21 protein-coding genes are annotated in these 21015 nt (G+C 63.7%); 15 read left to right on the forward strand and 6 right to left on the reverse strand.

Going from position 1 to position 21015, the window contains the following annotated elements; translation table 11 throughout:
• Positions 1-93: 93 nt before the first annotated feature.
• A complete protein-coding gene (locus JOD78_RS16565) occupies positions 94-231 on the reverse strand; it encodes a hypothetical protein (protein ID WP_166675051.1) in 138 nt (45 codons plus the stop codon).
• Between JOD78_RS16565 and JOD78_RS16570 the strand changes: the two genes are divergently transcribed.
• From JOD78_RS16570 to JOD78_RS16610, 9 genes are all read left to right on the forward strand, one after another.
• Positions 230-2329, forward strand: a complete 2100-nt coding sequence (locus JOD78_RS16570; protein WP_121039049.1) for a TonB-dependent receptor — start codon at positions 230-232, stop codon at positions 2327-2329. The two genes, JOD78_RS16565 and JOD78_RS16570, sit on opposite strands and share 2 nt — an antisense overlap.
• The gene (locus tag JOD78_RS16575) at positions 2329-3273 is read left to right on the forward strand and encodes an alpha/beta hydrolase-fold protein (protein ID WP_209568432.1); all 945 of its coding nucleotides are present in this window, start codon (positions 2329-2331) and stop codon (positions 3271-3273) included. The genes JOD78_RS16570 and JOD78_RS16575 overlap by 1 nt, the downstream gene beginning before the upstream one ends.
• Before the next feature lie 153 nt (positions 3274-3426).
• Positions 3427-4095 (forward strand): PepSY-associated TM helix domain-containing protein, encoded by a 669-nt coding sequence (locus tag JOD78_RS16580; protein WP_204725269.1) that lies wholly within the window; start codon positions 3427-3429, stop codon positions 4093-4095.
• Positions 4096-4168: 73 nt separating this feature from the next.
• Positions 4169-4714, forward strand: a complete 546-nt coding sequence (locus JOD78_RS16585; RefSeq protein ID WP_034333040.1) for a DUF2271 domain-containing protein — start codon at positions 4169-4171, stop codon at positions 4712-4714.
• A 53-nt stretch (positions 4715-4767) separates the two neighbouring features.
• Positions 4768-5598, forward strand: a complete 831-nt coding sequence (locus JOD78_RS16590) for a DUF4198 domain-containing protein (protein ID WP_134135048.1) — start codon at positions 4768-4770, stop codon at positions 5596-5598.
• A 90-nt stretch (positions 5599-5688) separates the two neighbouring features.
• Positions 5689-6696, forward strand: a complete 1008-nt coding sequence (locus tag JOD78_RS16595; RefSeq protein WP_209568430.1) for an FAD:protein FMN transferase — start codon at positions 5689-5691, stop codon at positions 6694-6696.
• Between the two features lie 8 nt (positions 6697-6704).
• Positions 6705-8210, forward strand: coding sequence for a sulfite reductase flavoprotein subunit alpha (locus tag JOD78_RS16600; protein WP_245202159.1), 1506 nt, complete (start codon positions 6705-6707; stop codon positions 8208-8210).
• A gap of 149 nt (positions 8211-8359) precedes the next feature.
• The gene (locus JOD78_RS16605) at positions 8360-9736 is read left to right on the forward strand and encodes a hemolysin family protein (protein WP_134135052.1); all 1377 of its coding nucleotides are present in this window, start codon (positions 8360-8362) and stop codon (positions 9734-9736) included.
• A 282-nt stretch (positions 9737-10018) separates the two neighbouring features.
• Positions 10019-10195, forward strand: a complete 177-nt coding sequence (locus JOD78_RS16610; protein ID WP_088754304.1) for a DUF1289 domain-containing protein — start codon at positions 10019-10021, stop codon at positions 10193-10195.
• A gap of 28 nt (positions 10196-10223) precedes the next feature.
• Here the strand turns inward: JOD78_RS16610 and JOD78_RS16615 are convergent, their stop codons facing one another.
• A complete protein-coding gene (locus JOD78_RS16615; protein ID WP_209568426.1) occupies positions 10224-10631 on the reverse strand; it encodes a TM2 domain-containing protein in 408 nt (135 codons plus the stop codon).
• A 346-nt stretch (positions 10632-10977) separates the two neighbouring features.
• On the opposite strand from JOD78_RS16615, the gene JOD78_RS16620 reads away from it, so the two are divergent.
• The 6 genes from JOD78_RS16620 to JOD78_RS16645 all read left to right on the forward strand — a co-directional run bounded on the left by JOD78_RS16620 (position 10978) and on the right by JOD78_RS16645 (position 17177).
• Positions 10978-12312: an MFS transporter gene (locus tag JOD78_RS16620; protein ID WP_051156462.1), complete on the forward strand. Its 1335-nt coding sequence runs from the start codon at positions 10978-10980 to the stop codon at positions 12310-12312.
• Between the two features lie 58 nt (positions 12313-12370).
• A complete protein-coding gene (locus JOD78_RS16625; RefSeq protein ID WP_121039070.1) occupies positions 12371-13078 on the forward strand; it encodes a DUF4197 domain-containing protein in 708 nt (235 codons plus the stop codon).
• Between the two features lie 607 nt (positions 13079-13685).
• Positions 13686-14399, forward strand: coding sequence for an ABC transporter permease (locus JOD78_RS16630; RefSeq protein WP_209568424.1), 714 nt, complete (start codon positions 13686-13688; stop codon positions 14397-14399).
• Between the two features lie 72 nt (positions 14400-14471).
• Positions 14472-15386: a glycine betaine ABC transporter substrate-binding protein gene (locus tag JOD78_RS16635; RefSeq protein WP_039786789.1), complete on the forward strand. Its 915-nt coding sequence runs from the start codon at positions 14472-14474 to the stop codon at positions 15384-15386.
• Positions 15387-15396: 10 nt separating this feature from the next.
• Positions 15397-16047, forward strand: coding sequence for an ABC transporter permease (locus tag JOD78_RS16640; RefSeq protein WP_039786787.1), 651 nt, complete (start codon positions 15397-15399; stop codon positions 16045-16047).
• Positions 16044-17177 carry an ABC transporter ATP-binding protein gene (locus JOD78_RS16645; protein ID WP_209568422.1) on the forward strand — a complete coding sequence of 378 codons (1134 nt, stop codon included), beginning with the start codon at positions 16044-16046 and terminating at the stop codon, positions 17175-17177. The genes JOD78_RS16640 and JOD78_RS16645 overlap by 4 nt, the downstream gene beginning before the upstream one ends.
• A 183-nt stretch (positions 17178-17360) precedes the next feature.
• On the opposite strand, the gene JOD78_RS16650 is transcribed toward JOD78_RS16645, so the two are convergent.
• From JOD78_RS16650 to JOD78_RS16665, 4 genes are all read right to left on the reverse strand, one after another.
• Positions 17361-17846: a GNAT family N-acetyltransferase gene (locus tag JOD78_RS16650; RefSeq protein WP_121039088.1), complete on the reverse strand. Its 486-nt coding sequence runs from the start codon at positions 17844-17846 to the stop codon at positions 17361-17363.
• Between the two features lie 62 nt (positions 17847-17908).
• A complete protein-coding gene (locus tag JOD78_RS16655; RefSeq protein WP_209568420.1) occupies positions 17909-19450 on the reverse strand; it encodes a DEAD/DEAH box helicase in 1542 nt (513 codons plus the stop codon).
• Between the two features lie 172 nt (positions 19451-19622).
• Positions 19623-20378 carry an alpha/beta hydrolase gene (locus JOD78_RS16660; protein ID WP_209568418.1) on the reverse strand — a complete coding sequence of 252 codons (756 nt, stop codon included), beginning with the start codon at positions 20376-20378 and terminating at the stop codon, positions 19623-19625.
• A gap of 30 nt (positions 20379-20408) precedes the next feature.
• On the reverse strand, positions 20409-20933 hold the full coding sequence (locus JOD78_RS16665) for a VOC family protein (RefSeq protein WP_209568416.1): 525 nt from the start codon (positions 20931-20933) through the stop codon (positions 20409-20411).
• Positions 20934-21015: the final 82 nt, after the last annotated feature.

Raw genomic sequence — 21015 nt, forward strand, 5'->3', positions numbered from 1 at the left:
CAATGCGCCCGGATGGGTCGCGCGCACCGTGCGGCTTGCCACAATTTGACAAACTTTTGCCAATTTTAAATGAATATAATTCTCATTCGCAAATCAATCGCCATTGTCCGGGCCGTGCCGGTCCCGTTCGCCTTCCCATGCATCCGCGTCGATGCGGGCTGCCGTTGCCGCCTGCAGGGGCGGACTTGCGCCCGGACCCTGGCTCGTCATCACCACAGGGGAATTCATCATGCATCATCCGCACCATCACCTTCCTGCGCCTGGCGCGCTGTCCGTTACGCGCATGGCGCAGGCGGTAGCGGCGGCGCTGGCCTTGTACGTCTCCGGTTGCGGCCTGGCCGTGGCGCAGGATGCCGGGGCTGGCCTGAAGGAAGTGGTGGTCACCGCCACCGGCTTCGAACAGGAGGTGGTGGACGCACCGGCCAGCATCACCGTCATCAGCCAGGAGGAACTGAAGAAGCGTCCTTTCCGCGATCTCACCGATGCCCTGCGTGATGTCGAGGGCGTCACCATCACCGGTACGGCCAGCGAGAAGGACATCTTCATTCGTGGCCTGCCCGGTGCCTACACGCTTATCCTGGTGGACGGCAAGCGCCAGAGCACGCGCGATGCGCGGACCAATGGCAATTCCGGCTTCGAGCAGTCCTACATTCCGCCGCTGGAGGCCATCGAGCGCATCGAGGTAGTACGCGGACCGATGTCTTCACTGTATGGCTCCGATGCCATGGGGGGCGTCATCAACATCATCACCAAGAAAGTGGCGCGGCAATGGGGCGGCTCGCTGAGCGTCGACACCACGCTGCAGCAGCATGGCGACTCGGGCGACGCCTACCAGGGCCAGTTCTACGTCAATGGCCCGATCGCCAGCGAGGTCCTGGGTCTGCAACTGTGGGGCAAGGTCTACAAGCGCCAGGAAGACCGCATTCTCAACGGCAATACCAAGGCGCTCGATACCGATTTCACCGCGCGCCTGGCACTCACGCCCAACAAGAATCACGACATCCTGGCCGAGATCGGCACATCCCAGGTGCGCCGCGACGCCTCCAGCGATCACACGCTGGCCGCGACCCGTACCACCGCCGACAGCTATACCGAAAACCCGCGCGACCACATGGCACTGTCGCATACGGGCCGCTACGGCTGGGCCACCTCGGATGTCTCGATCGCCTACGAGAAGGCGCAACGCAAAACTTATACCGAGAGTCCCGTCGGCAGCGATCGCTACACCCAGGCCACGCGCGCGCCAAAGATCGAGAATCTGGTACTGGACGGCAAGCTGTCCGTGCCGCTGGGCGCGCACTGGATGGTGCTGGGCGGGCAGTGGAACGAGGCCACGCTCACCGACGTCAATCCCGGCGTGAGCAGTACCCGCGTGCAGGAATTCCGCATTGCCCAGAAGGCGCTGTTCGTGGAGGATGAGTGGAAACTCACCGAGCGCCTGGCCCTGACCGGCGGCTTGCGCCTGGACAACCACCAGGTCTACGGCAACCACTGGAGCCCGCGCCTCTACGCGGTGTGGCATGGCAGCGAGCAGCTCACCATCAAGGGCGGGGTCTCGCGCGGCTTCAAGGCACCGGACATTCGTACCATCGCGCCGGGCTACGCCTACACGACCGGCGGTGCCGGCTGCACCGTCGGTCCCACCGGCACCTGCGGCGTCATCATCGGCGACCCCAACCTCAAACCGGAAACCAGCACCAGCTGGGAGCTGGGCGCCCTGTGGGACAACCATGCCGGCCTCTCCGGCGGTGCCACGCTGTTCTACACCGACTTCAAGGACAAGGTCAGCAATGCCCTGGTCTACAACGCCGATGGCTCCATCGCCCGCTGGTCGGCCAACAACAATTACCGTCTCTGGACCAGCTACAACGTGGATCGCGCCACCATCAAGGGCCTGGAGCTGAGCGGTCGCTGGCAGGCCACGCGCAGCCTGGCTTTCAAGACGAATTACACCTTCACCGATTCGCGCCAGAAGGGCGGCAGCTACGATGGCTATGCGCTGGCCCGCACGCCGCGCCACATGTTCAACCTGCGCGCGGACTGGACCCCGGCCGACGCCTGGACGGTGTGGACCGCGCTGAACTACCACGGCAAGGAAGTCAACGCCGCCGCGCGCGTGGGCACGGCCGGGACCACCATCTCGTCCTCGGGCGTGAAGGAGTACCAGGCCTATACGCTGGCCGATCTGGGCGTGACGCATGCGATCAACCAGCGCACCTCGGTGAGCGCGGCCATCTACAACCTGACCGACAAGCGCCTGGACGAGCAGAGCTTCAACACCGTCGGCGACGGCCGCCGCCTGTGGGTCAGCCTGACCCAGCGCTTCTGATGGCGCCGCTGCTGCCGGGCCGCCGGCGTATCCTGGGGGCGGCGATGCTCGCCTGCCTGCCCATCCGGGCGACGGCCCAGCCAGATCTGTCGCGTCCGTTGGGCCCCACCATCGCTGACACGGGCTCGGCCTGGTATCGCTTCAGTCGCTTCACGCTGGGTTCCGTGGATGGTCAGCGCAGCTACCGCATCACCTTGGGCGTGCCGCTGCGTCCGCCACCGCGGCAGGGCTATCCGGCCATCGTGCTGCTCGATGGCAACGCGGCGCTGGCGGCCATCGACGAGCCGCAGTTGCAGGCCTTGCAGGAGGGCTCGCCGCCGGTCATCGTGGCCGTGGGCTACGACACGGCGCTGCGCTTCGACGTGGCTGCCCGCGCGTATGACTACACGCCGCCCATCCCTGCCGGTCAGGTCGATGAGGAAACCTCGCGCGGACGACGGGGCGGTGGCGCGACGGTATTCCTGGATTTGCTGCAGGATCGCATCCTGCCCCAGGTGCGCCAGCAGGTGGCACTGGACGCCACGCAACTGAGCCTGTGGGGCCACTCCTATGGCGGCCTGTTCGTGCTGCACACCTTGTTCACCCGGCCCGGCCTGTTCAGCCGCTATATCGCGGCCAGTCCCTCGCTGTGGTGGCAGGGCGGGGTGATCCTGCAGGAAGAGCGGGGTTTTCCGGGAGCGCCCGGCGCCCGGCTGTGGCTGATGGCGGGGGAGGCAGAACGGCGCGAGCGCATGCTCGCAGAGGCGGACGATGCACGTACCCGCGCCATGCTGGCCGCGCGCGCAGCCATCCCGCCGCAGGCCTTGCCGGAACTGGCCGGCCGTCTGCGCGACCGGCACGGCCTGGCGGTGCAATGGCAAAGTTTTCCGGGACTGGCCCACGGTCCCATGCTGCCGGCCTCGCTGGCACCGGCGCTGCGTATCGCGGCGGGGCTGGCTCCCTGATGGGGTTTGTATCCTCATGTATCGCAAAGTAAAAGTCCGCCGGGCGGCTAGCGAGGCATGGATGAGTCCAGATATAATTGAGAATTATTATTATTTGGTGCGAGATCCGAGGATCCTCGTCCTGCCCCTCCTTCCCGATTCCGCTGCCGTCTCATGAAGCCCGCTGCCGCCCATTCCCTGCCTGTAGTTGCCGACCAGAAACGCCGCGCCTTCTGGCTCAAGCATCTGCATCAATGGCACTGGATCAGTTCCGGCATCTGCCTGGTGGCCATGCTGGTGTTCGCCGCCACCGGTCTCACGCTCAATCACGCGGCGCAGATCGAGGCCAAGCCGCAGGTCACCCATCGCAAGGCCACGCTGCCCGAATCCCTGCTGGCCCCGCTGCGCCAACAGGCCGAAGCGGCCGATGCCAAAGGCAGCAGCAAGGCCGCGCTGCCGCCCGCGGTGCGCGACTGGGTCGGCCGAGAACTGGCGGTGACGGTGGACCAGCAGAGCGCCGAATGGTCGGCCGATGAAGTCTACGTGGCGCTGCCGCGCCCGGGCGGGGATGCCTGGCTGCGCGTGGCGCTGGAGGACGGCCAGGTCGAGTATGAGAAGACCGACCGTGGCTGGATTTCCTATTTCAATGACCTGCACAAGGGCCGCAATACGGGCGCGGCCTGGAGCTGGTTCATCGATGTGTTTGCGGTGGCTTGCCTGGTGTTCTGCATCACCGGCCTGTTCCTGCTGCAGATGCACGCCGGCAAGCGCCCGGCCACCTGGCCGCTGGTGGCGCTGGGGCTGGTAGCGCCCTTGCTGCTGGCGCTGGTCTTCATTCACTGAATTCGTCGTTTCCCTTAGCCAGACAGGCCCTTGCGGCTTGCAGCCAGTCATCCTGTTTTCTTAGCGAGGTCCCATGAAGCGTAGCAAGTCCGCCCTGTTGAAACCGACCGCCCTGGCCCTGGCCATGGCGGCGCTGTTTGCCGCTGCCGCCCCGGCCGGCGCAGCGGAGATGAACGTCAAGATTGAAATCCCGACCCTGAACGTGGCCGAATATCACCGGCCCTATCTTGCCGCCTGGATCGAACGCGCCGACCAGAGCGTGGCCGCCAACCTGGCGGTTTGGTACGACGTGAAGAAAAAGGACAAGGAAGGCGAGAAGTGGTTGAAGGACATGCGCCAATGGTGGCGTCGCAGCGGGCGTGAGCAGCAGATGCCCATCGATGGCGTCAGCGGTGCGACCCGTGCACCGGGTGAACAGAAACTCAATTTCGGCTCCGGCAAGGGACCGCTCGCCAATCTCGCTCCCGGCGACTATGTGCTGATGGTGGAAGCCGCGCGTGAAGTCGGCGGCCGCGAGCTGGTCAAGGTGCCGTTCCAGTGGCCGCCCAAGGCCGCCCAGAGCGCCAAGGCCCAAGGCAGCAGCGAGCTGGGTGCCGTGGCCCTGGAACTGAAGCCCTGATGGCTTGCCATCTCTGACTCCCCAACAAGATCAACCAGAACAAGGAACCTGCCATGTCGTTTTCCCTCAAGCATTTCGCCGGCCGCTCCATGAAGATCGCCGCCCTGGCCCTGGCCATCAGCCTGCCGCTGTCGGCCCACGCACACCGCCAGTGGCTGCTGCCCTCGGCCACCGTCCTGTCGGGCAATGAAGCCTGGGTCACGGTGGACGCCGCCGTTTCCAATGACCTGTTCTACTTCGAACACTTCCCGCTGCGCCTGGACGGCCTGGTCGTGACCGGCCCCGAAGGCAAGCCGGTGCAAGCGGTCAACGCCGCCACCGGCAAGTACCGCAGCACTTTCGATGTGCAACTGAGCCAGCCCGGCACCTACAAGATCGCCGTGGTCAACAATGGCGTCTTCGCCAGCTACAAGGTGGATGGCCAGCAGAAGCGCTGGCGCGGCACCGCCGAGACCCTGGCCAAGGAAATCCCGGCCAATGCCACCGATCTGAAGGTGACCCAGATGAACAGCCGCGTGGAAACCTTCGTCACCGCCGGCAAGCCGAGCAAGGGCGCGCTGGCCCCGACCGGCGTGGGCCTGGAGCTGCAACCGGTGACCCATCCCACCGACCTGGTGGCGGGCGACACCGCGACTTTCCAGCTGCTGCTCGATGGCAAGCCGGCGTCGGATGTGGAAGTGGAACTGGTACCCGGCGGCATCCGCTATCGCGACAAGCTGCTGGACAGCAAGCTCAAGACCGATGCCGACGGCAAGTTCAGCGTGAAGTGGACCGGCCCGGGCATGTACTGGATGGAAGCCAGCGTCTCCGACCAGAAGACCTCGCTGCCGCAGGCCACGCAACGTCGTGCCACCTACATCGCCACCATCGAAGTGCTGCCCTGATCGCGTGATCGCTTGATCGCCTTTGATGGCATTTGATTGACCCCGATGGCACCTGCATTGCAGGTGCCGTTTTCATTGCTGAAGATGACGATGTCCCACCGCGTCCTGATCCCCGTCGACCTGCAAGCCCCGTCCCTCCTGCCGCCTGATGTGGCGCTCCAGCGCCTGTCCGGGCAGACCATGGGCACCACCTGGAGCGTGCAGGCGCTGGCCCCGCGCAGCATCACGCAGGAGACGATCGCAACGGACATCGCGGCCCGGCTGCAGCGGGTCATCGACGAGATGAGTACCTGGGAAGCCGATTCCCTCATCAGCCGTTTCAACCGCGCCCCTGCGGGTAGCTGGCATGCCTTGCCGGCGGACTTTTTCACCGTGCTGGATGCCGCGCTCACCATGGCCGTGGACAGCGCCGGTGCCTTCGATCCCACGGTCGGTCCGCTGGTGGACTTGTGGGGCTTCGGTGCGGGCAGCGTGCAGCGCGACGCATTGCGCCTGCCAGACGCGACTTTGCTTGAATCGACCCGCCAGCGTTGCGGCTGGCAGCGTCTCGTGTTCGACCGTGCGCAGCGCAAGGTACAGCAGGCGGGCGGCGTGCATCTGGATTTTTCCGGGATCGCCAAGGGATATGCGGTGGACCTGGTCGCGCAGGCATTGCGCGATTGCGGTTGCGTGAGCTGGCTGGCGGAGGTCGGCGGCGAACTGGTGGGGGAGGGCGTCAAGGCCGATGGTCAGCCCTGGTGGGTGGCGCTGGAACGCCCGCCGCAGGATGACAGCGCCGGCATGGTGGTCGCCTTGCACGGCCTGGCCATCGCCACCTCGGGCGATTATCGCCGCTATGTCGATCACGACGGCCTGCGCTACGCCCACACCATCGATCCCCGTACCGGTACACCTGTGCGCAGTGCACTGGCGTCTGTCACGGTACTGCACCGGCAATGCATGGTGGCCGATGCCCTGGCGACCGTGTTGACTGTACTGGGCGAGGAAGCCGGACTGTCCTTTGCCCGCGAACGCGGGATTGCCGCTCTTTTCATCACCCGCGAAGCCGGTGGCTTCCGTGAGAGCCTCACCCCGGCCCTGGCCGCCATGTTGCAGTGAGCGACGCCATGCAGACCCGATACCTGATGGCCGCGCTGGTGGCGCTGACTTACCTGGTGTTCTGCGTGATGACCTTGCTCCGGCATCGTCGCGCGCAGCAGTTGCAGCTGGCCCAGTGGGGAACTGTACAGGCCACTGGCCCGCAAACCGTACTGGTCGTCTTTGCCAGCCAGACCGGTATAGCCGAGCAACTGGCCTGGCAGACCGCGCAAAGTTTGCGCTCAGGTGGCCTGGTGGTGCGCGTGCTGCCTGCCGGACAGTTGACCGATGCCGACTTGCTGGCCACGCGCCTGGCCCTGTTCGTGGCCAGCACCACCGGCGAAGGCGATGCACCCGATGACGCATCCGCACTGGCCCGCCAACTGGGCAGCAGCGACAGTGCCGCATTGCCGGACCTGCGTTTCGGCGTGCTGGCCCTGGGCGACCGCAGCTATCAGCAATACTGCGCCTTCGGCCACGCGCTGCACGCCTGGCTGTGCCGCCGCCATGCGCAGCCGCTGTTCGATGCCATCGAGGTGGATAACGGGGATGAGGGCGCGCTGCGGCATTGGCAGCATCAACTGGGTGTCCTGAGTGGCCATAGCGATGAAGCCGACTGGAGCGCACCGGCCTATGGCCGCTGGCGGCTGGCCGGGCGGCGCGTGCTCAACCCGGGCAGCGCGGGGGAGCCGGTGTTTCACCTGAGCCTCACGCCGCTGGATCTGCCATCCCCGCAATGGCAGGCCGGCGATATCGCCGAGATCGGCCCGCACAACAGCGGGGCGGCTGTTGATGCCTTCCTGCAAGCGATTGGCCGCCAGGACGATTCCCTGCGCGCAGCGCTGGCCACGCGCCTGCTGCCGCATGAGACCGACCAGCTCGCCGCATTGCGCAGCTTGCCCGATGAGGAATTGCTGGCCGCTTTGCCAGTGCTGCCGCATCGCGCTTATTCGATTGCTTCACTGCCCGCCGATGGCGCTCTCGAACTGATGGTGCGCCTGATGCGCCTGCCCGATGGGCGCGCCGGTCTGGGTTCCGGCTGGCTGGGGCTGCATGCGCAGCCGGGGCAGGAGATCGCCCTGCGCGTGCGCAGCAACCGCAGTTTCCATGGCCCCGGCGATGATCGCCCGCTGATCCTGATCGGCAACGGCACCGGGCTGGCCGGCCTGCGGGCGCATCTGCGCGAGCGCGTGGCGGCGGGGCAGCGGCGCAACTGGCTGTTGTTCGGCGAGCGCTCGCGTCAGCACGATTTCTTCCATCAGCAGGAGCTGCAGGAGTGGCAGGCCCAGGGCTGGCTGCAACGGCTGGACCTGGCCTTCTCGCGTGACCAGCCCGATCGTATCTATGTCCAGCACAAGCTGCGCGCAGCCGCCGATGTCCTGCGGCAATGGGTGGAGGAGGGTGCCAGCGTCTACGTCTGCGGCAGCCTGCAGGGCATGGCCGGTGGCGTGGCACTGGCCCTGCAGGAGATTCTGGGTGAGGACGCCCTGCAGGCGCTGGCGGAACAGGGGCGTTACCGGCGCGACGTGTATTGAAGCAGTGAGCGAAGTTTGTGTTGGAGGACCCTGCTGCCCGGCCGGCAGGAGGCTTCACTCTGTCCTTGATTGGCGTGAATTTGCTTTTTCTCCCCGTTGCGCGAGAGAATGTCACGTCAAATCAATGAGATAAGAACAACATGAACAACATGAGCATATTCACCAGTCTGCTGCTGATCCTGCTCCTGGTCGTGGTCAGCGCCTTTCTTTCCTGCGCCGAGATCTCCATTGCCGCCTCGCGCAAGATCCGTCTTGAGATGATGTCCAAGGAGGGCGTGCACAACGCCGACCGGGTCCTCTCGCTGCAAGCCCAGCCGGGCAATTTCTTCACGGTGGTGCAGATCGGCCTGAACGCCGTGGCCATCCTCGGTGGTGTGGTCGGCGAGCCGGCGCTCACGCCGCACATGCGCGAGATCGTCAGCACCTTTTACGTCGGCCCGCTGCTGGAGAACATCAGCTTTGCCATGTCCTTCCTGGTGGTGACGGCTTTCTTCATCCTCTTTGCCGACCTCATGCCCAAGCGCCTGGCCATGGCCGCGCCCGAGCGCGCCGCGGTGGCGCTGGTGCAGCCCATGCTGCTGCTGGAAACGCTCTTCAGGCCGCTGGTGTGGTTCTTCAACAGTCTGTCGAAGTGGATCTTCACGCTGTTCGGTTTGCCGCAGGTGCGCCAGGACGTCATCACGCCCAGCGAGATTCACGCCATGGTCGACGCGGGCGCGCAGGCCGGTGTGCTGCTCACGCAGGAGCATCACCTGATCGAGAACGTGTTCGAGCTGGAAAGCCGCTACGTGCCCTCGGCCATGACGCCGCGCGACAGCATCGTCTATTTCCTGCTGACCGACAGCGAAGACATGATCCGCCAGAAGATCATCGATCACCCGCATTCGCGCTTCCTGGTCTGCGATGGGCATATCGATGCGGTGCTGGGCTACATCGACAGCAAGGATGTGCTCAAGCGCTTGCTCAAGGGTGAACAGTTCTCCCTGGCCGACAAGGGTCTGGTGCATACGCCGCTGTCCATACCGGACTCCCTGAACCTGTGGGAAGTGCTGGAACGCATGAAGGCCATGGATGAAGACCTGGCCATCGTGGTGAACGAATATGCACTGGTGGTCGGCATCATCAGCATCACCGACGTGACGGGCGTGCTCATGGGTAATCTGCTGGCCATCACCGAGGAAGAGCAGCAGATCGTGCGCCGTGACGAGAACTCCTGGCTCATGGATGGCCTGACGCCCTTGAACGATGTCATGAACGAACTGGACATCGACGAGTATCCCAACCCGGTCGGCTATGAGACCTTGTCGGGTTTCATCATGTACATGCTGCGCAAGATTCCGAAGAAGACCGATTTCGTGCTCTTCTCCGATTTCAAGTTCGAGGTGGTGGATATCGAAGGCAATCGCATCAACCAGTTGCTGGTGACCCGCTTCAAGCAGGACAAGGGAGAAAAATCGGACAAGGCAGATAAAACGGACAAATCGGACAAATCCGATAAGACAAGTCAGTCCGGCAAAACGGAATAGCAGTCCGGCACAACTTGATCTCGTTTTTTCAGACTTTTCCTATGCCCATGAACGCCGTAAACCGGGATACTCCCGTCCAGTCGCTTGCTTGAAAGACTGGTACTCGGGGAAAGCAGGCGGCTGTAGTACCTGTAGCACTGTAGTAACCGTAGCAGAGGTAGTCGTGGGCTGGCCCGCATTCGCAAGGATGCGGGCCTTTTTCATGGGGCAGGGCGTCAGCAGGCTTTCCGGCATTGCAGTACAGTCAGGACTGTCTGAATATGAATGAAGTGGAATCCGCAAGTGGCAAAAGACGTCAAGAGCCCCTGTGTCTCGCTGTGCAAGCTCAAGCACGAAGTCTGTACCGGCTGCGGCCGCACCCGGGATGAAATCAAGGACTGGAAATCGATGAAGCGCAAGGAGCAGCTCCACACCGTGGAGCTGGCCGCCAAGCGCATGAAGGCATTGAAAAAGAAGTAGGGCGGCCGGGAAGGGCCGCCGGCAGGGTTCAGGCGCGTGCGCCGTGGTTGCGTTCGGAGATCTGGGCGTTGAGCGTCCAGAAGTCGTACAGCACGCCCAGCAGGAAGAAGCCGCCGGTGAAGAAATAGACGATGCCGCTGATCCACTTGCCGATGTACAGGCGGTGCGCGCCGAAGATGCCCAGGAAAGTCAGCAGCAGCCAGGCCACCGAATAGTTGATCTCGCCGCCCACGAAACGGCGGTCGGCTTCGCGATCCATCGAGGGGATCAGGAACAGGTCGACGATCCAGCCAATGCCCAACAGGCCCAGCGTGAAGAACCAGATCGTGCCGGTGACGGGTTTGCCGTAGTAGAAGCGGTGCGCGCCGAGAAATCCGAAGATCCAGAGCAGATAGCCCAGGGTTTTGCTGTGGGTGTTGTTGATGTTGTTGTTCATCCAGGCTCCAAATGAGGGTGGGGCAGGTTATAGCGTGATATGAAGATTGTTTCGCACGATGCGCCGTGCTGCATTGTGACATGGGCTCATCCTGAAAGTGCCCTTTGCGCAGAGTGAAGCGGTGTGTCCGATGGCGGCCGACTGTCTGCCAAAGTCTTCACATCGTTGCGGCGATCCGACGGCTTGCCCGCAAGAAAAGGCCAGCTGGGTTAAACTATGACCCTTCAGGAGGCCGTGCAACGAAGAGCCTCCCTGGAATTCCGCCACTGTCACCCGCTCTGTTGCCCCGTTGCCTACCGTGCGACCCTCGCTGCTCATTCCGCTCATTGTCGGCTGTGCGCTGTTCATGGAAAACATGGACGCCACCGTGCTGGCCACCTCGCTCCCCGCGCTCGCGCGCGATCTCCATCAAGACCCGATCACCCTGAAACTGGCCATGACCGCCTATGTCGCGGCGCTGGGCGTGTTCATTCCGATCTCCGGCTGGATGGCCGACAAGCTGGGCGCGCGCAAGGTGTTCAGCTGGGCCATGATCGTCTTCATGACCGGCTCCATCCTGTGCGCCGTCTCCGGCTCGCTGGTGACCTTCGTGGCGGCGCGCTTCCTGCAGGGCATCGGCGGGGCCATGATGGTGCCGGTGGGGCGGGTCATCATTGCGCGTTCGGTCGACAAGTCCGAACTGGTCAAGGCGGTCAGCTATCTCACCTTGCCGGCGTTGTTGGGGCCCGTGGTCGGGCCGCTGCTGGGCGGCTTTCTCACGACCTACTTCCACTGGCGCTGGGTGTTCCTGATCAATATCCCGTTCTGCTTCCTGGGCCTGTATCTGGCCAAGCGCTTCATCCAGAACTTCAAGGAAGACAATCCGGCCCCGCTGGATGTGAAAGGTTTTGTACTCACCTCGGTGGGCGCGGCCATGATCATGCTGGGCCTGTCGCTGTTCGGCAGCCAGCTGGTCGACGGCGCCACGCCGGTGGCCATGTGTTCCATCGGTGCCATTGCGCTGGTGATGTATTACCGTCATTCCACCCAGATCCCGTATCCGCTGCTGGATTTCCGCCTGCTGCGCATCCCCACGCTGCATGCCAGCGTGGTGGGCGGCTCGCTGTTCCGCATCGGCTTGGGGGCGGTGCCGTTCCTGTTGCCGCTGGCCTTGCAGGAAGGGCTGGGCATGACCGCCTTCCAGGCCGGCAGCATCACCTGTGCCTCGGCCTTCGGTTCGCTCTTCATCCGTCTGCTGGCCAGCCGGGTGCTGCGCCGCTATGGCTTCCGCACCGTGCTGATGGTCAATGCGGTGTTCGCCGGCATCGCGCTGGCGGCTTACGGCATCTTCAGCATGCATACGCCTTATCTGCTCATCGTCACCATCGTGCTGATGGGCGGGGTGTTCCCGGCGCTGCAGTTCACCTGCCTCAATTCGATCGCCTATGCCGACATCGACAGCCGCGACGCCGGCCGCGTCACCAGCCTGGCCAGCGTGATCCAGCAGCTGTCGCTGGGCCTGGGCGTGACGGTGGCGGGCATCGTGCTGCAATTGTCGAATCATTTGCAGGGGCATGCGAGCATCGTCGAGGCCGATTTCTGGCCGGCCTTCCTGGTCATCGGCCTGTTCTCGGTGGCCTCGGTGCCGATCAGCGGCAAGCTGCCGCACAATGCCGGGCTGGAGCTCTCGCGCGGCAAGTGAGCTGGTGCCGTCATGCCGGGCTGCTATCATCCCGGCATCCTGAACTCTGGAGTCGCGCATGTCCTTTTCCCGTTTCCCCGTTTCCGCACTGCGCCGCACGCTGGCGGCCAGTCTCTTGCTGGCCAGCTGCGGTGCCCTGGCCTTTTCGCTGTCCGACCTGAGCAACCAGGACGCCACCGCCGGCCTGAAAGCCGCGCTGGAGAAGGGCGCCAATACCGCCGTGGCCAACCTGGGCCGGCCCAACGGCTTCCTCGGCAATGACAAGGTCAAGATCCAGCTGCCCGGTGCGCTGGAGCAGGCCATGCCACTGCTGCGCATGACCGGCATGGGCGGCCAGGTCGATGGCCTGGTGGCCGACATGAACCACGCCGCCGAGGCCGCCGTGCCGATGGCCAAGCCGCTGCTGGTCAATGCCGTCAAGTCGATGTCGGTGAGCGATGCCAAGAACATCCTGGCCGGTGGCGATACCTCCGTGACCGATTTCTTCCGCCAGAAAACCTCGGGCGAACTGGCCGTGAAGTTCCTGCCCATCGTCAAGCAGATCACCGACAAGAACGGCCTCTCCGGGCGCTACAACGCCGTCATGGGCCAGGTCGCCAAATCCGGGCTGGTGAGCGCCGAGCAGAGCACCGTGGAAGGCTACGTCACCCAGCGTGCGCTGGATGGCTTGTTCCTGATGATCGGCGAGGAAGAAAAAGCCATCCGCAAGGATCCGGTCGGGACCGGCAGCGCCATTCTGGGCAAGGTGTTCGGCGCCATGCGCTGACAGCGCAGCACCGACGCGGCGACCTCCTGCCGCGCTTCTGAAAAATTTTTCGCCGGCCTCGCACAGAGGTCCGGCGATTTTTTTTGCCCCATGTTGCTCATTAGTCAAGCTCGGCGGGAGCCGCATGGGGCAAGGGATAGCGCCGCGCTGGCGGTTTTCAGGATGACCACTTTTAACGGCATATTGACCGCCGTTGGGAACTTTTAAAAGTGCTTCAGATCTGTAAGTTATCGATTCACATTGCTACATTGCTGGACAGCATTAAGCGATTGCTTTAAACTATCGTTCTTTCGCTGCATCTTGCTCGCGAAATCACTTGTTCAACAACGACTCTTAGCAGTGTCCGATCCGCAGTGTGCGGGTTGTCCGAATTTCCGGCTGGCAGCGCGAACGCCCTCCCGTTCTCCACGGTGAATCGTTCCCATCCCTGTCCGGTGTGCACTATGCCGAGGCTGGCTTCATCGCTTCGGTTTCATCGCTGCCCTTGCAGCTTTCGGTTCGCATCCAAACGATACGCCCAACGGGGCAAGCGAACCCTTTAAAACTTGATCCCAGAAACCCGTCGTCGCGGCGTCATGTCGTGTCGGCTATACCAACAGGGGGTAACATGACACGTGTTCGTCACGTCTTCGCCGGCGCGTTCGGTTTTGCGCTGGTTATTGCAGGCCTGGTCTGGTGGATCGGTCCGGACGTCATCCAGAAGTATCGCGGTGACCTGGTCTACTACACCGGCAAGCACCTGGAACTGGTCTTCAGTTCGATGGTGCTGGCCCTGGCCACCGGCATTCCGGCCGGTATCGCGCTGTCCCGCCCGGGCGCGCAACGCAGTGCAGAGAAGTTCATCCAGATCTTCAACATCGGCAACACCATCCCCTCCATCGCCGTGCTGGCGCTGGCATTGGCTGCCTTCGGCATCGGCAATGGCCCGACCATCCTGGCCCTGTGGCTGGCTTCGTTGCTGCCCATCGTGCGCAACACCTACGAGGGGTTGAAGAACGTGCCGGCCGCCATGAAGGAAGCTGCGCGCGGCATCGGCATGAAGCCGCACCAGATCCTGTTCCGCGTGGAGTTGCCCAATGCGCTGCCGATCATCGTCGGTGGCGTGCGTACTTCGCTGGCGATCAACGTCGGTACCGCACCGCTGTCGATGCTGATCGGCGGCGAGAGCCTGGGTGGCCTGATCTTCCCCGGCATCTATCTGAACAATCACGGCCAGCTGCTGCTGGGCGCTGCCGCTACCGCCTTGCTGGCGCTGGTGCTGGATGCCCTGATGACCTCGCTGTCGGGTTTCTACCTGGCGCGTCGCGGGCTGCGCACCTGATCCGGCAGCTCATCCCCATCACAAGAACGACCGCACGCCAGCAGTTTCCGGCACAGCGGTAGAGAGGAAAGCATGACAAAGAAGACCATCGCAAAATATGCCCTGTGCGCCCTGGCGCTTGGCCTGGCCATGTTCGGCACGGCCCGCGCTCAGGCCCAGAACCTGGTCATCGGCGGCAAGAACTTCACCGAGCAGCTGCTGCTCTCGGACATGACCGCGCAATACCTGCGCGCCAAGGGTTACGACACCGATCTGAAGAACGGCCTCGGCACGACCCTGATGCGCTCGGCGCTGGAGAGCGGCCAGATCGACATCGTCTGGGACTACACCGGCACCGCCCTGATCGTCTACAACCACATCGAGGACAAGCTCGATCCCGACCAGATCTACCAGAAGGTCAAGGAACTGGACGCGCCGCGCGGCCTGACCTGGCTCAACCAGTCGGAGCTGAACAACACCTACGCCTTCGCCATGCCGCGTGACGTGGCCGAGAAGTATCACATCCACTCGCTGCAGGATCTCGCCAACCGTATCAACGAAGACGACAAGGAAGGCAACAAGCAGCACCTGCTGGGCGTGGACTATGAATTCGCTTCCCGTCCCGACGGCCTGGGCCCGATGCAGGCGCTGTATGGCTTCAAGCTGGATCGCAGCGAAGTCAAACAGATGGACCCGGGTCTGGTCTACACGGCCCTGAAGAACGAACAATTGTTCGTCGGCCTGACCTACGCCTCCGATGGCCGCATCAAGGGTTTCGACCTGCAGCTGCTGGAGGATGACAAGGGCTACTTTGCCGCCTACAAGGCCACCCCCGTAGTGCGCCAGGAGATCCTGGACAAGAACCCCAAGCTGGCCGAGCAACTGAACGCCCTGGCCGCCAAGATCGACACGGCGACCATGACCGAGCTGAACAAGCGCGTCGACATCGACCAGGAACCGGTGGCCAAGGTGGCGGCCGATTTCCTGAAGCAAGCCGGCCTGATCTGAGGAGGGGACCATGAACATCTTCCAATACCTGCAATCGGACTGGCGCAACATCCTCGACCTGACCCTGCAGCACCTTGAACTGGTGGGCATTGCGGTGAGCCTGGCCATTGCCATCGGCGTACCGCTGGGCATCCTGATCGTGCGGGTGCGCTGGCTGGCCGGTCCGTTGATGGGGCTGGCGACCATCGTGCTGACGCTGCCTTCCATCGCACTGTTCGGCCTGATGATTCCGGTGTTCTCGCAATTTGGTGCCGGCATCGGCCCCTTGCCCGCCATCACCGCCGTGTTCCTGTATTCGCTGCTGCCGATCATGCGCAACACTTATCTGGCGCTGGAGAACATTGAAGCCGGCATCAAGGAAGCCGGCATCGGCATCGGCATGACCTTCTGGCAGCGCCTGCGCATGGTGGACCTGCCGCTGGCCGTGCCTGTCATCCTGGGCGGCGTGCGTACCGCCGTCGTGATGAACATCGGCGTCATGGCCATTGCGGCCGTGATTGGTGCTGGTGGGCTGGGCGTGCTGATCCTGCATGCGATCAGCCAGAGCAACATGCAAAAACTCGTGGTGGGCGCGGTGATGATCAGCGTGCTGGCCATCATTGCGGACACCCTGCTGCAACGTCTGCAGAAAATCCTGACACCGAAAGGAGTACAAAAATGATCGAACTGGACCAACTGAGCAAGACCTACACTCAAAAGGATGGCACGCAGGTCAAGGCGGTGGACGCCGTCAGCCTGAAGGTGGCGGAAGGGGAGATCTGCGTCTTCCTCGGCCCCTCGGGATGTGGCAAGACCACCACCCTCAAGATGATCAATCGCCTGATCAACCCGACCTCCGGCCGCGTACTGCTGAACGGCCAGGACACCTCCGGCATCGATGAAGTGGAACTGCGCCGCCATATCGGCTACGTGATCCAGCAGATCGGTCTGTTCCCCAACATGACCATCGAAGAAAACATCACCATCGTCCCGCGCCTCCTGGGCTGGGACAAGAACCGCTGCCAGGAGCGTGCCACCGAACTGATGGCCATGGTGGCACTGGACCCGAAGAAATTCCTCAAGCGCTACCCGCGTGAGCTGTCTGGTGGCCAGCAGCAGCGTATCGGCGTCATCCGCGCACTGGCGGCCGATGCGCCGGTGCTGCTGATGGATGAACCGTTTGGCGCGGTCGATCCGATCAATCGCGAATCGATCCAGAACGAGTTCTTCCAGATGCAGCGCCAGCTGAACAAGACCGTCATCATGGTCAGCCACGACATCGACGAAGCCATCAAGCTGGGCGACAAGGTGGCCGTGTTCCGCGCTGGCAAGCTGGTGCAGTTCGATAACCCGGACACCTTGCTGGCCCGTCCCAAGGATGATTTCGTGAGCGCCTTCGTGGGTCAGGATCACACCCTGAAGCGCCTGCTGCTGGTGCGTGCCGGCGAGGCCGCGACCACCCCGGCCACCGCCCACCCGGACGTATCGTGCGACCAGGCGCTGGCGCTGATGGATGACCAGGATTCGCGCTATCTCACCATCATCGATGCCGACAACCGCGCCCTGGGTTATCTGACCCGCCGTGATGTGCGCGGCAACACCGGTGTGGCCGAGGACATGGTGCGTCCCTTCACCATGAATGCCGATCCGGACGAGAACCTGCGCGTGGTGCTCTCCAAGATGTACAAGCACAGCACCAGCTGGATGCCGGTCATTGCCAACGATGGCAGCTACGTGGGCGAGGTGACGCAGGATTCGATTGCCAGCTATCTCAGCTCCGGCAAGTCGCGCGGCATGGCGATGGCGGCTTGATGGCGCCTGGTCGGGGCCGCACTCGGTGCGGTCAAGCGGCCGGATGAAGGCTTGTTCATCCTGTGCGCCGTTGCAGGCCATGCCTGGAGTACAGGAGCTGATGGGCAGTGAAGTATCAGCCCCAAAAACGAAAATGCCCGCATCGATGATGCGGGCATTTTTTTGTACTCAGTCAGGCAGCGTTCAAGCCAGCGGCTTGTGCATGAACATCGCCTTGCCGGTTTCCGCCTTGAGTTCGTATCCCTCGAAGCCGCAGGCGCGATACAGCGAACGCGCCACGGCATTGCCTTCCAGGACTTCCAGCGTGAGCTTGCAGCAGCCCAGCTGGCGGGCTTGGTCCTCGACCGCCGCCAGCAGCAGCTTGGCCACGCCCTGACCGCGATAGGCAGGCATCACGGCCAGGTCATGCAGGTTCAGCAGCGGCTTGCAGGCGAAGGTCGAGAAACCTTCGATGCAGGTCGCCAGGCCTGCTGGCGTTTCACCATCGAAGGCCAGGAAGACATGGGCAGTGGGACGTTTCTTCAGCTCGGCGGCCAGGTTCTCGCGCACGTAGCCGGAGAGCTGCTTGCCGCCGCCCATGGCGTCGGAAGCGTAGGCATTGAGGGTCTCGAACAGCGCTGCCGCGTGGGCAGCGTTGCCGAGGTCGGCCTTGATGACGGTCACACTCATGTCTTTCCTTTTCTTGTGATGGACGATGAAGGATGCTGCCCGGAAAGCGGCTTGAAGCCTGCTTACTTGCCGGCTGCGCGCTGGCCGCCATGGGTCAGGGCCGACGGACGCGGACCACCCTGGCGTTGCGGCTGACCGGCACTGCGCGGCTGGCCGTTGGCATTGGCCGGCTTGGGTGCGCGGTTGGCATTGTTGCCGCCGTTGCCGGCATTGCCACCATTGCCGCCGCCATTGCCACGTCCACCCTGGCCACGGGCGGTATTGCCGTTGCCATTGCCATTGGCTGCCGCGCGCGGCTTGGCTGCCTGGCCATGGCCGGCGTTGCCGCCGGCCGGCTTGGGTGCTGCCGCATTGCCGTTGCCGGCGGGTTTGCGCGGGGCACTGCGCTGGCCACCGCGTCCGCCACCGTTCTGGTGACGGCCCTGGCCGCTGCGCAGCTGGATCGGCTGCGGCTTGGCGGTCGGGTCCGGTTCGAAACCGGCGATCACTTCCACCGGGATTTCGCGCTTGATGAAGCGCTCGATGTCGTGCAGCAGGTCGCGTTCATCCACGCAGACCAGCGACACGGCTTCGCCGGTGGCGCCAGCACGGCCGGTACGGCCGATGCGGTGGACGTAGTCTTCCGGCACGTTGGGCAGGTCATAGTTGACCACGTGCGGCAGTTGGTCGATGTCGATGCCACGGGCAGCGATGTCGGTGGCGATTAGGGCGGTCAGCTTGCCGTCCTTGAATTCGGCCAGGGCCTTGGTGCGGGCCGACTGGCTCTTGTTGCCGTGGATTGCCATGGCGGTGATGCCGTCGCGGGCCAGCTGTTCGACCAGCTTGTTGGCGCCATGCTTGGTGCGGGTGAAGACCAGCACCTGCTTCCACTGGTGGGTCTTGATCAGGTGCGCCAGCATCGGGTGCTTCTTGTCGCGGTCGACCGGGTGGATCTTCTGGGCGATCACTTCCACGGTGGAGTTGCGGCGTGCCACTTCGATCAGGGCCGGGTTGTTCAGCAGGCTGTCGGCCAGCTTCTTGATCTCGTCGGCGAAGGTGGCCGAGAACAGCAGGTTCTGGCGCTTGGGCGGCAGGGCGGCCAGCACCTTGCGGATGTCGCGGATGAAGCCCATGTCCAGCATGCGGTCGGCTTCGTCCAGCACCAGGATCTGGATGTGCTGCAGGTTCACGGTGCCTTGCTGCATGTGGTCCAGCAGGCGGCCAGGGGTGGCCACCAGGATGTCCACGCCGCGCTTCAACAGGGTGATCTGCGGATTGATGCCGACGCCGCCGAAGATGCAGGCCGAGGTCAGCGGCAAATACTTGCCGTACTGGCGCACGCTTTCTTCGACCTGGGCGGCCAGTTCGCGGGTGGGCGCCAGGATCAGCGCGCGGATCGGCAGGTGGCCGTTGATTTTCTGGCGCGGCATGGCCGACAGGCGTTGCAGCAGCGGCAGGGTGAAGCCGGCGGTCTTGCCGGTGCCGGTCTGGGCGCCGGCCAGCAGGTCACCACCGGAAAGTACGGCGGGAACGGCTTGAGCCTGAATCGGGGTAGGGGAGGTATAGCCTTGTTCGGAAACGGCACGAACGATTTCGTCGGACAAGCCGAGCGCGGAAAATGACATGAGACTCTGAAATTGGGTTTGGCCTGTGGCCCCGTGAGGGCGCCAGTCGCAGGCAAACGGGTTGGAACTTGAGGAGGGCGCGGACTTGACTGGCTATACGCCGCGCAGGCCGCAGTATAACAGCGCAGCCCGCGCACCAAGGGATTTATTTTGAGGAAGCGTGAGGCTCAGCTCATCCTTGTTGCTGCGCCAAAAAGCGCAGCACGTGCGGCAAAACCAGCGCACTTTGCATCAGCCCGCCGAAGTGCGTTACCCCGGGCAGGCTGACGAATTCACCCTGCGGCAACAGCGACGCCGTGCGCTGGACGGCCGCATGGCGCGCATCTGCATCGCCACAGAAGAGCAGGCAGGGCAGGTCCATGCGGGTCAGCAGGTCTTCCTGCGAGGGGCGCGGCTGCTGGGCGGCAGCGGCCAGTGCCACCAGGTCGTTGGCGCGGATGAGCATCTTCACCTGCGGCGAGATCTGCTCGTCGAGCAGGCCTTCGAAGGTGGCGATGAAGGCCTCCGGATCGCGTCCGTCGATGCCATGGAATCCATCCCAGCTGCGATCTTCATAGGGATGGGCTGCGCCCAGGATGAGGCTGCGCAGGCGCTGCGGCGCATGGCGCACCAGGCCGTAGCCGACCCAGCCGCCCAGCGAATAACCGAAGAAATGGGCGCGCTCCACGCCCACTGCATCGAGCACCGACAGCGCATCGCGGCAGCGCTGTACCTGGGTATAGGCGGCGGGATCGTGCGGCTTGTCGCTTTGGCCGTGGCCCAGTGCGTCGAAGAGGATGACCTGGAAATGCTCGCGCAGCACCTCCGTGAAGCCGAAGAAGCGCCAGGCTTCCAGGCTGCTGGTGAAACCGTGGTGCAGGAGCAGGGGCGGGCCGTTGCCCTCGATCTGGTAGTGGATCTTGCGGTGGTCGCTGAGGGCAAAGGGCATGTGTATGCGTGCAGGGTTGGTCAGGTTGGGTCAGTTCTTCTCGTCGGCCAGCTTCTTGCAGCGGCGCGCCAGCATCTCGCGCGAGCGCGCGCAGATTTCTTCATTGCTGAGGTCTTCGATATGCGTGGCGATCGACCATACATGGCCAAAAGGATCGCGCAGCGTGCCGGAGCGATCACCGTAGAACTGGTTCTGAACGGGGCGCAGCTGGACTGCACCTGCGGCCAGCGCCTGGGTGAAGACGGCATCGACATCGGCCACGTAGACCAGCAGGCTCACGCCCGCGCCGCCCAGGGTCTGGGGACTGAGGAAACCGAGTTCGGGATGTTCGTCAGCCAGCATCACGCGGGCATTGCCGATCTGGATCTCGGCATGCCAGACCTTGCCGTGCGGACCGTCGAGCCGCATGATCTCGGCCGCACCGAACGCGCGCCGGTAGAAGGCGATGGCCTCGGCGGATGTCTTGACGATCAGGTAGGGGGTGACGCTGTGGTAGCCGGGTGGCAACGCGCAAGTGGCCTGGTCGTCGCTGGCTTGCTGGGAAGGAAGGTTCATGTCGTCTCCTCGGTCTGCGCCGGTAGCCGCACTATAGCAGCAATGCCGGGCGCAATGAGGAGACGCGGTCTTGCAGGAGGGA

The sequence above is a fragment of the Herbaspirillum sp. 1130 genome (assembly GCF_017833835.1).
Classification (GTDB): domain Bacteria; phylum Pseudomonadota; class Gammaproteobacteria; order Burkholderiales; family Burkholderiaceae_D; genus Herbaspirillum; species Herbaspirillum huttiense.

Excerpts from the sequence above, each read along its gene's own strand:
- JOD78_RS16570 (WP_121039049.1), top strand. The coding sequence starts at position 230 with ATGCATCATCCGCACCATCACCTTCCTGCGCCTGGCGCGCTGTCCGTT.
- JOD78_RS16565 (WP_166675051.1), bottom strand. The coding sequence starts at position 231 with ATGATGAATTCCCCTGTGGTGATGACGAGCCAGGGTCCGGGCGCAAGT.
- JOD78_RS16575 (WP_209568432.1), top strand. The coding sequence starts at position 2,329 with ATGGCGCCGCTGCTGCCGGGCCGCCGGCGTATCCTGGGGGCGGCGATG.
- JOD78_RS16580 (WP_204725269.1), top strand. The coding sequence starts at position 3,427 with ATGAAGCCCGCTGCCGCCCATTCCCTGCCTGTAGTTGCCGACCAGAAA.
- JOD78_RS16585 (WP_034333040.1), top strand. The coding sequence starts at position 4,169 with ATGAAGCGTAGCAAGTCCGCCCTGTTGAAACCGACCGCCCTGGCCCTG.
- JOD78_RS16590 (WP_134135048.1), top strand. The coding sequence starts at position 4,768 with ATGTCGTTTTCCCTCAAGCATTTCGCCGGCCGCTCCATGAAGATCGCC.
- JOD78_RS16595 (WP_209568430.1), top strand. The coding sequence starts at position 5,689 with ATGTCCCACCGCGTCCTGATCCCCGTCGACCTGCAAGCCCCGTCCCTC.
- JOD78_RS16600 (WP_245202159.1), top strand. The coding sequence starts at position 6,705 with ATGCAGACCCGATACCTGATGGCCGCGCTGGTGGCGCTGACTTACCTG.
- JOD78_RS16605 (WP_134135052.1), top strand. The coding sequence starts at position 8,360 with ATGAGCATATTCACCAGTCTGCTGCTGATCCTGCTCCTGGTCGTGGTC.
- JOD78_RS16615 (WP_209568426.1), bottom strand. The coding sequence starts at position 10,631 with ATGAACAACAACATCAACAACACCCACAGCAAAACCCTGGGCTATCTG.
- JOD78_RS16620 (WP_051156462.1), top strand. The coding sequence starts at position 10,978 with ATGGAAAACATGGACGCCACCGTGCTGGCCACCTCGCTCCCCGCGCTC.
- JOD78_RS16625 (WP_121039070.1), top strand. The coding sequence starts at position 12,371 with ATGTCCTTTTCCCGTTTCCCCGTTTCCGCACTGCGCCGCACGCTGGCG.
- JOD78_RS16630 (WP_209568424.1), top strand. The coding sequence starts at position 13,686 with ATGACACGTGTTCGTCACGTCTTCGCCGGCGCGTTCGGTTTTGCGCTG.
- JOD78_RS16635 (WP_039786789.1), top strand. The coding sequence starts at position 14,472 with ATGACAAAGAAGACCATCGCAAAATATGCCCTGTGCGCCCTGGCGCTT.
- JOD78_RS16640 (WP_039786787.1), top strand. The coding sequence starts at position 15,397 with ATGAACATCTTCCAATACCTGCAATCGGACTGGCGCAACATCCTCGAC.
- JOD78_RS16645 (WP_209568422.1), top strand. The coding sequence starts at position 16,044 with ATGATCGAACTGGACCAACTGAGCAAGACCTACACTCAAAAGGATGGC.
- JOD78_RS16650 (WP_121039088.1), bottom strand. The coding sequence starts at position 17,846 with ATGAGTGTGACCGTCATCAAGGCCGACCTCGGCAACGCTGCCCACGCG.
- JOD78_RS16655 (WP_209568420.1), bottom strand. The coding sequence starts at position 19,450 with ATGTCATTTTCCGCGCTCGGCTTGTCCGACGAAATCGTTCGTGCCGTT.
- JOD78_RS16660 (WP_209568418.1), bottom strand. The coding sequence starts at position 20,378 with ATGCCCTTTGCCCTCAGCGACCACCGCAAGATCCACTACCAGATCGAG.
- JOD78_RS16665 (WP_209568416.1), bottom strand. The coding sequence starts at position 20,933 with ATGAACCTTCCTTCCCAGCAAGCCAGCGACGACCAGGCCACTTGCGCG.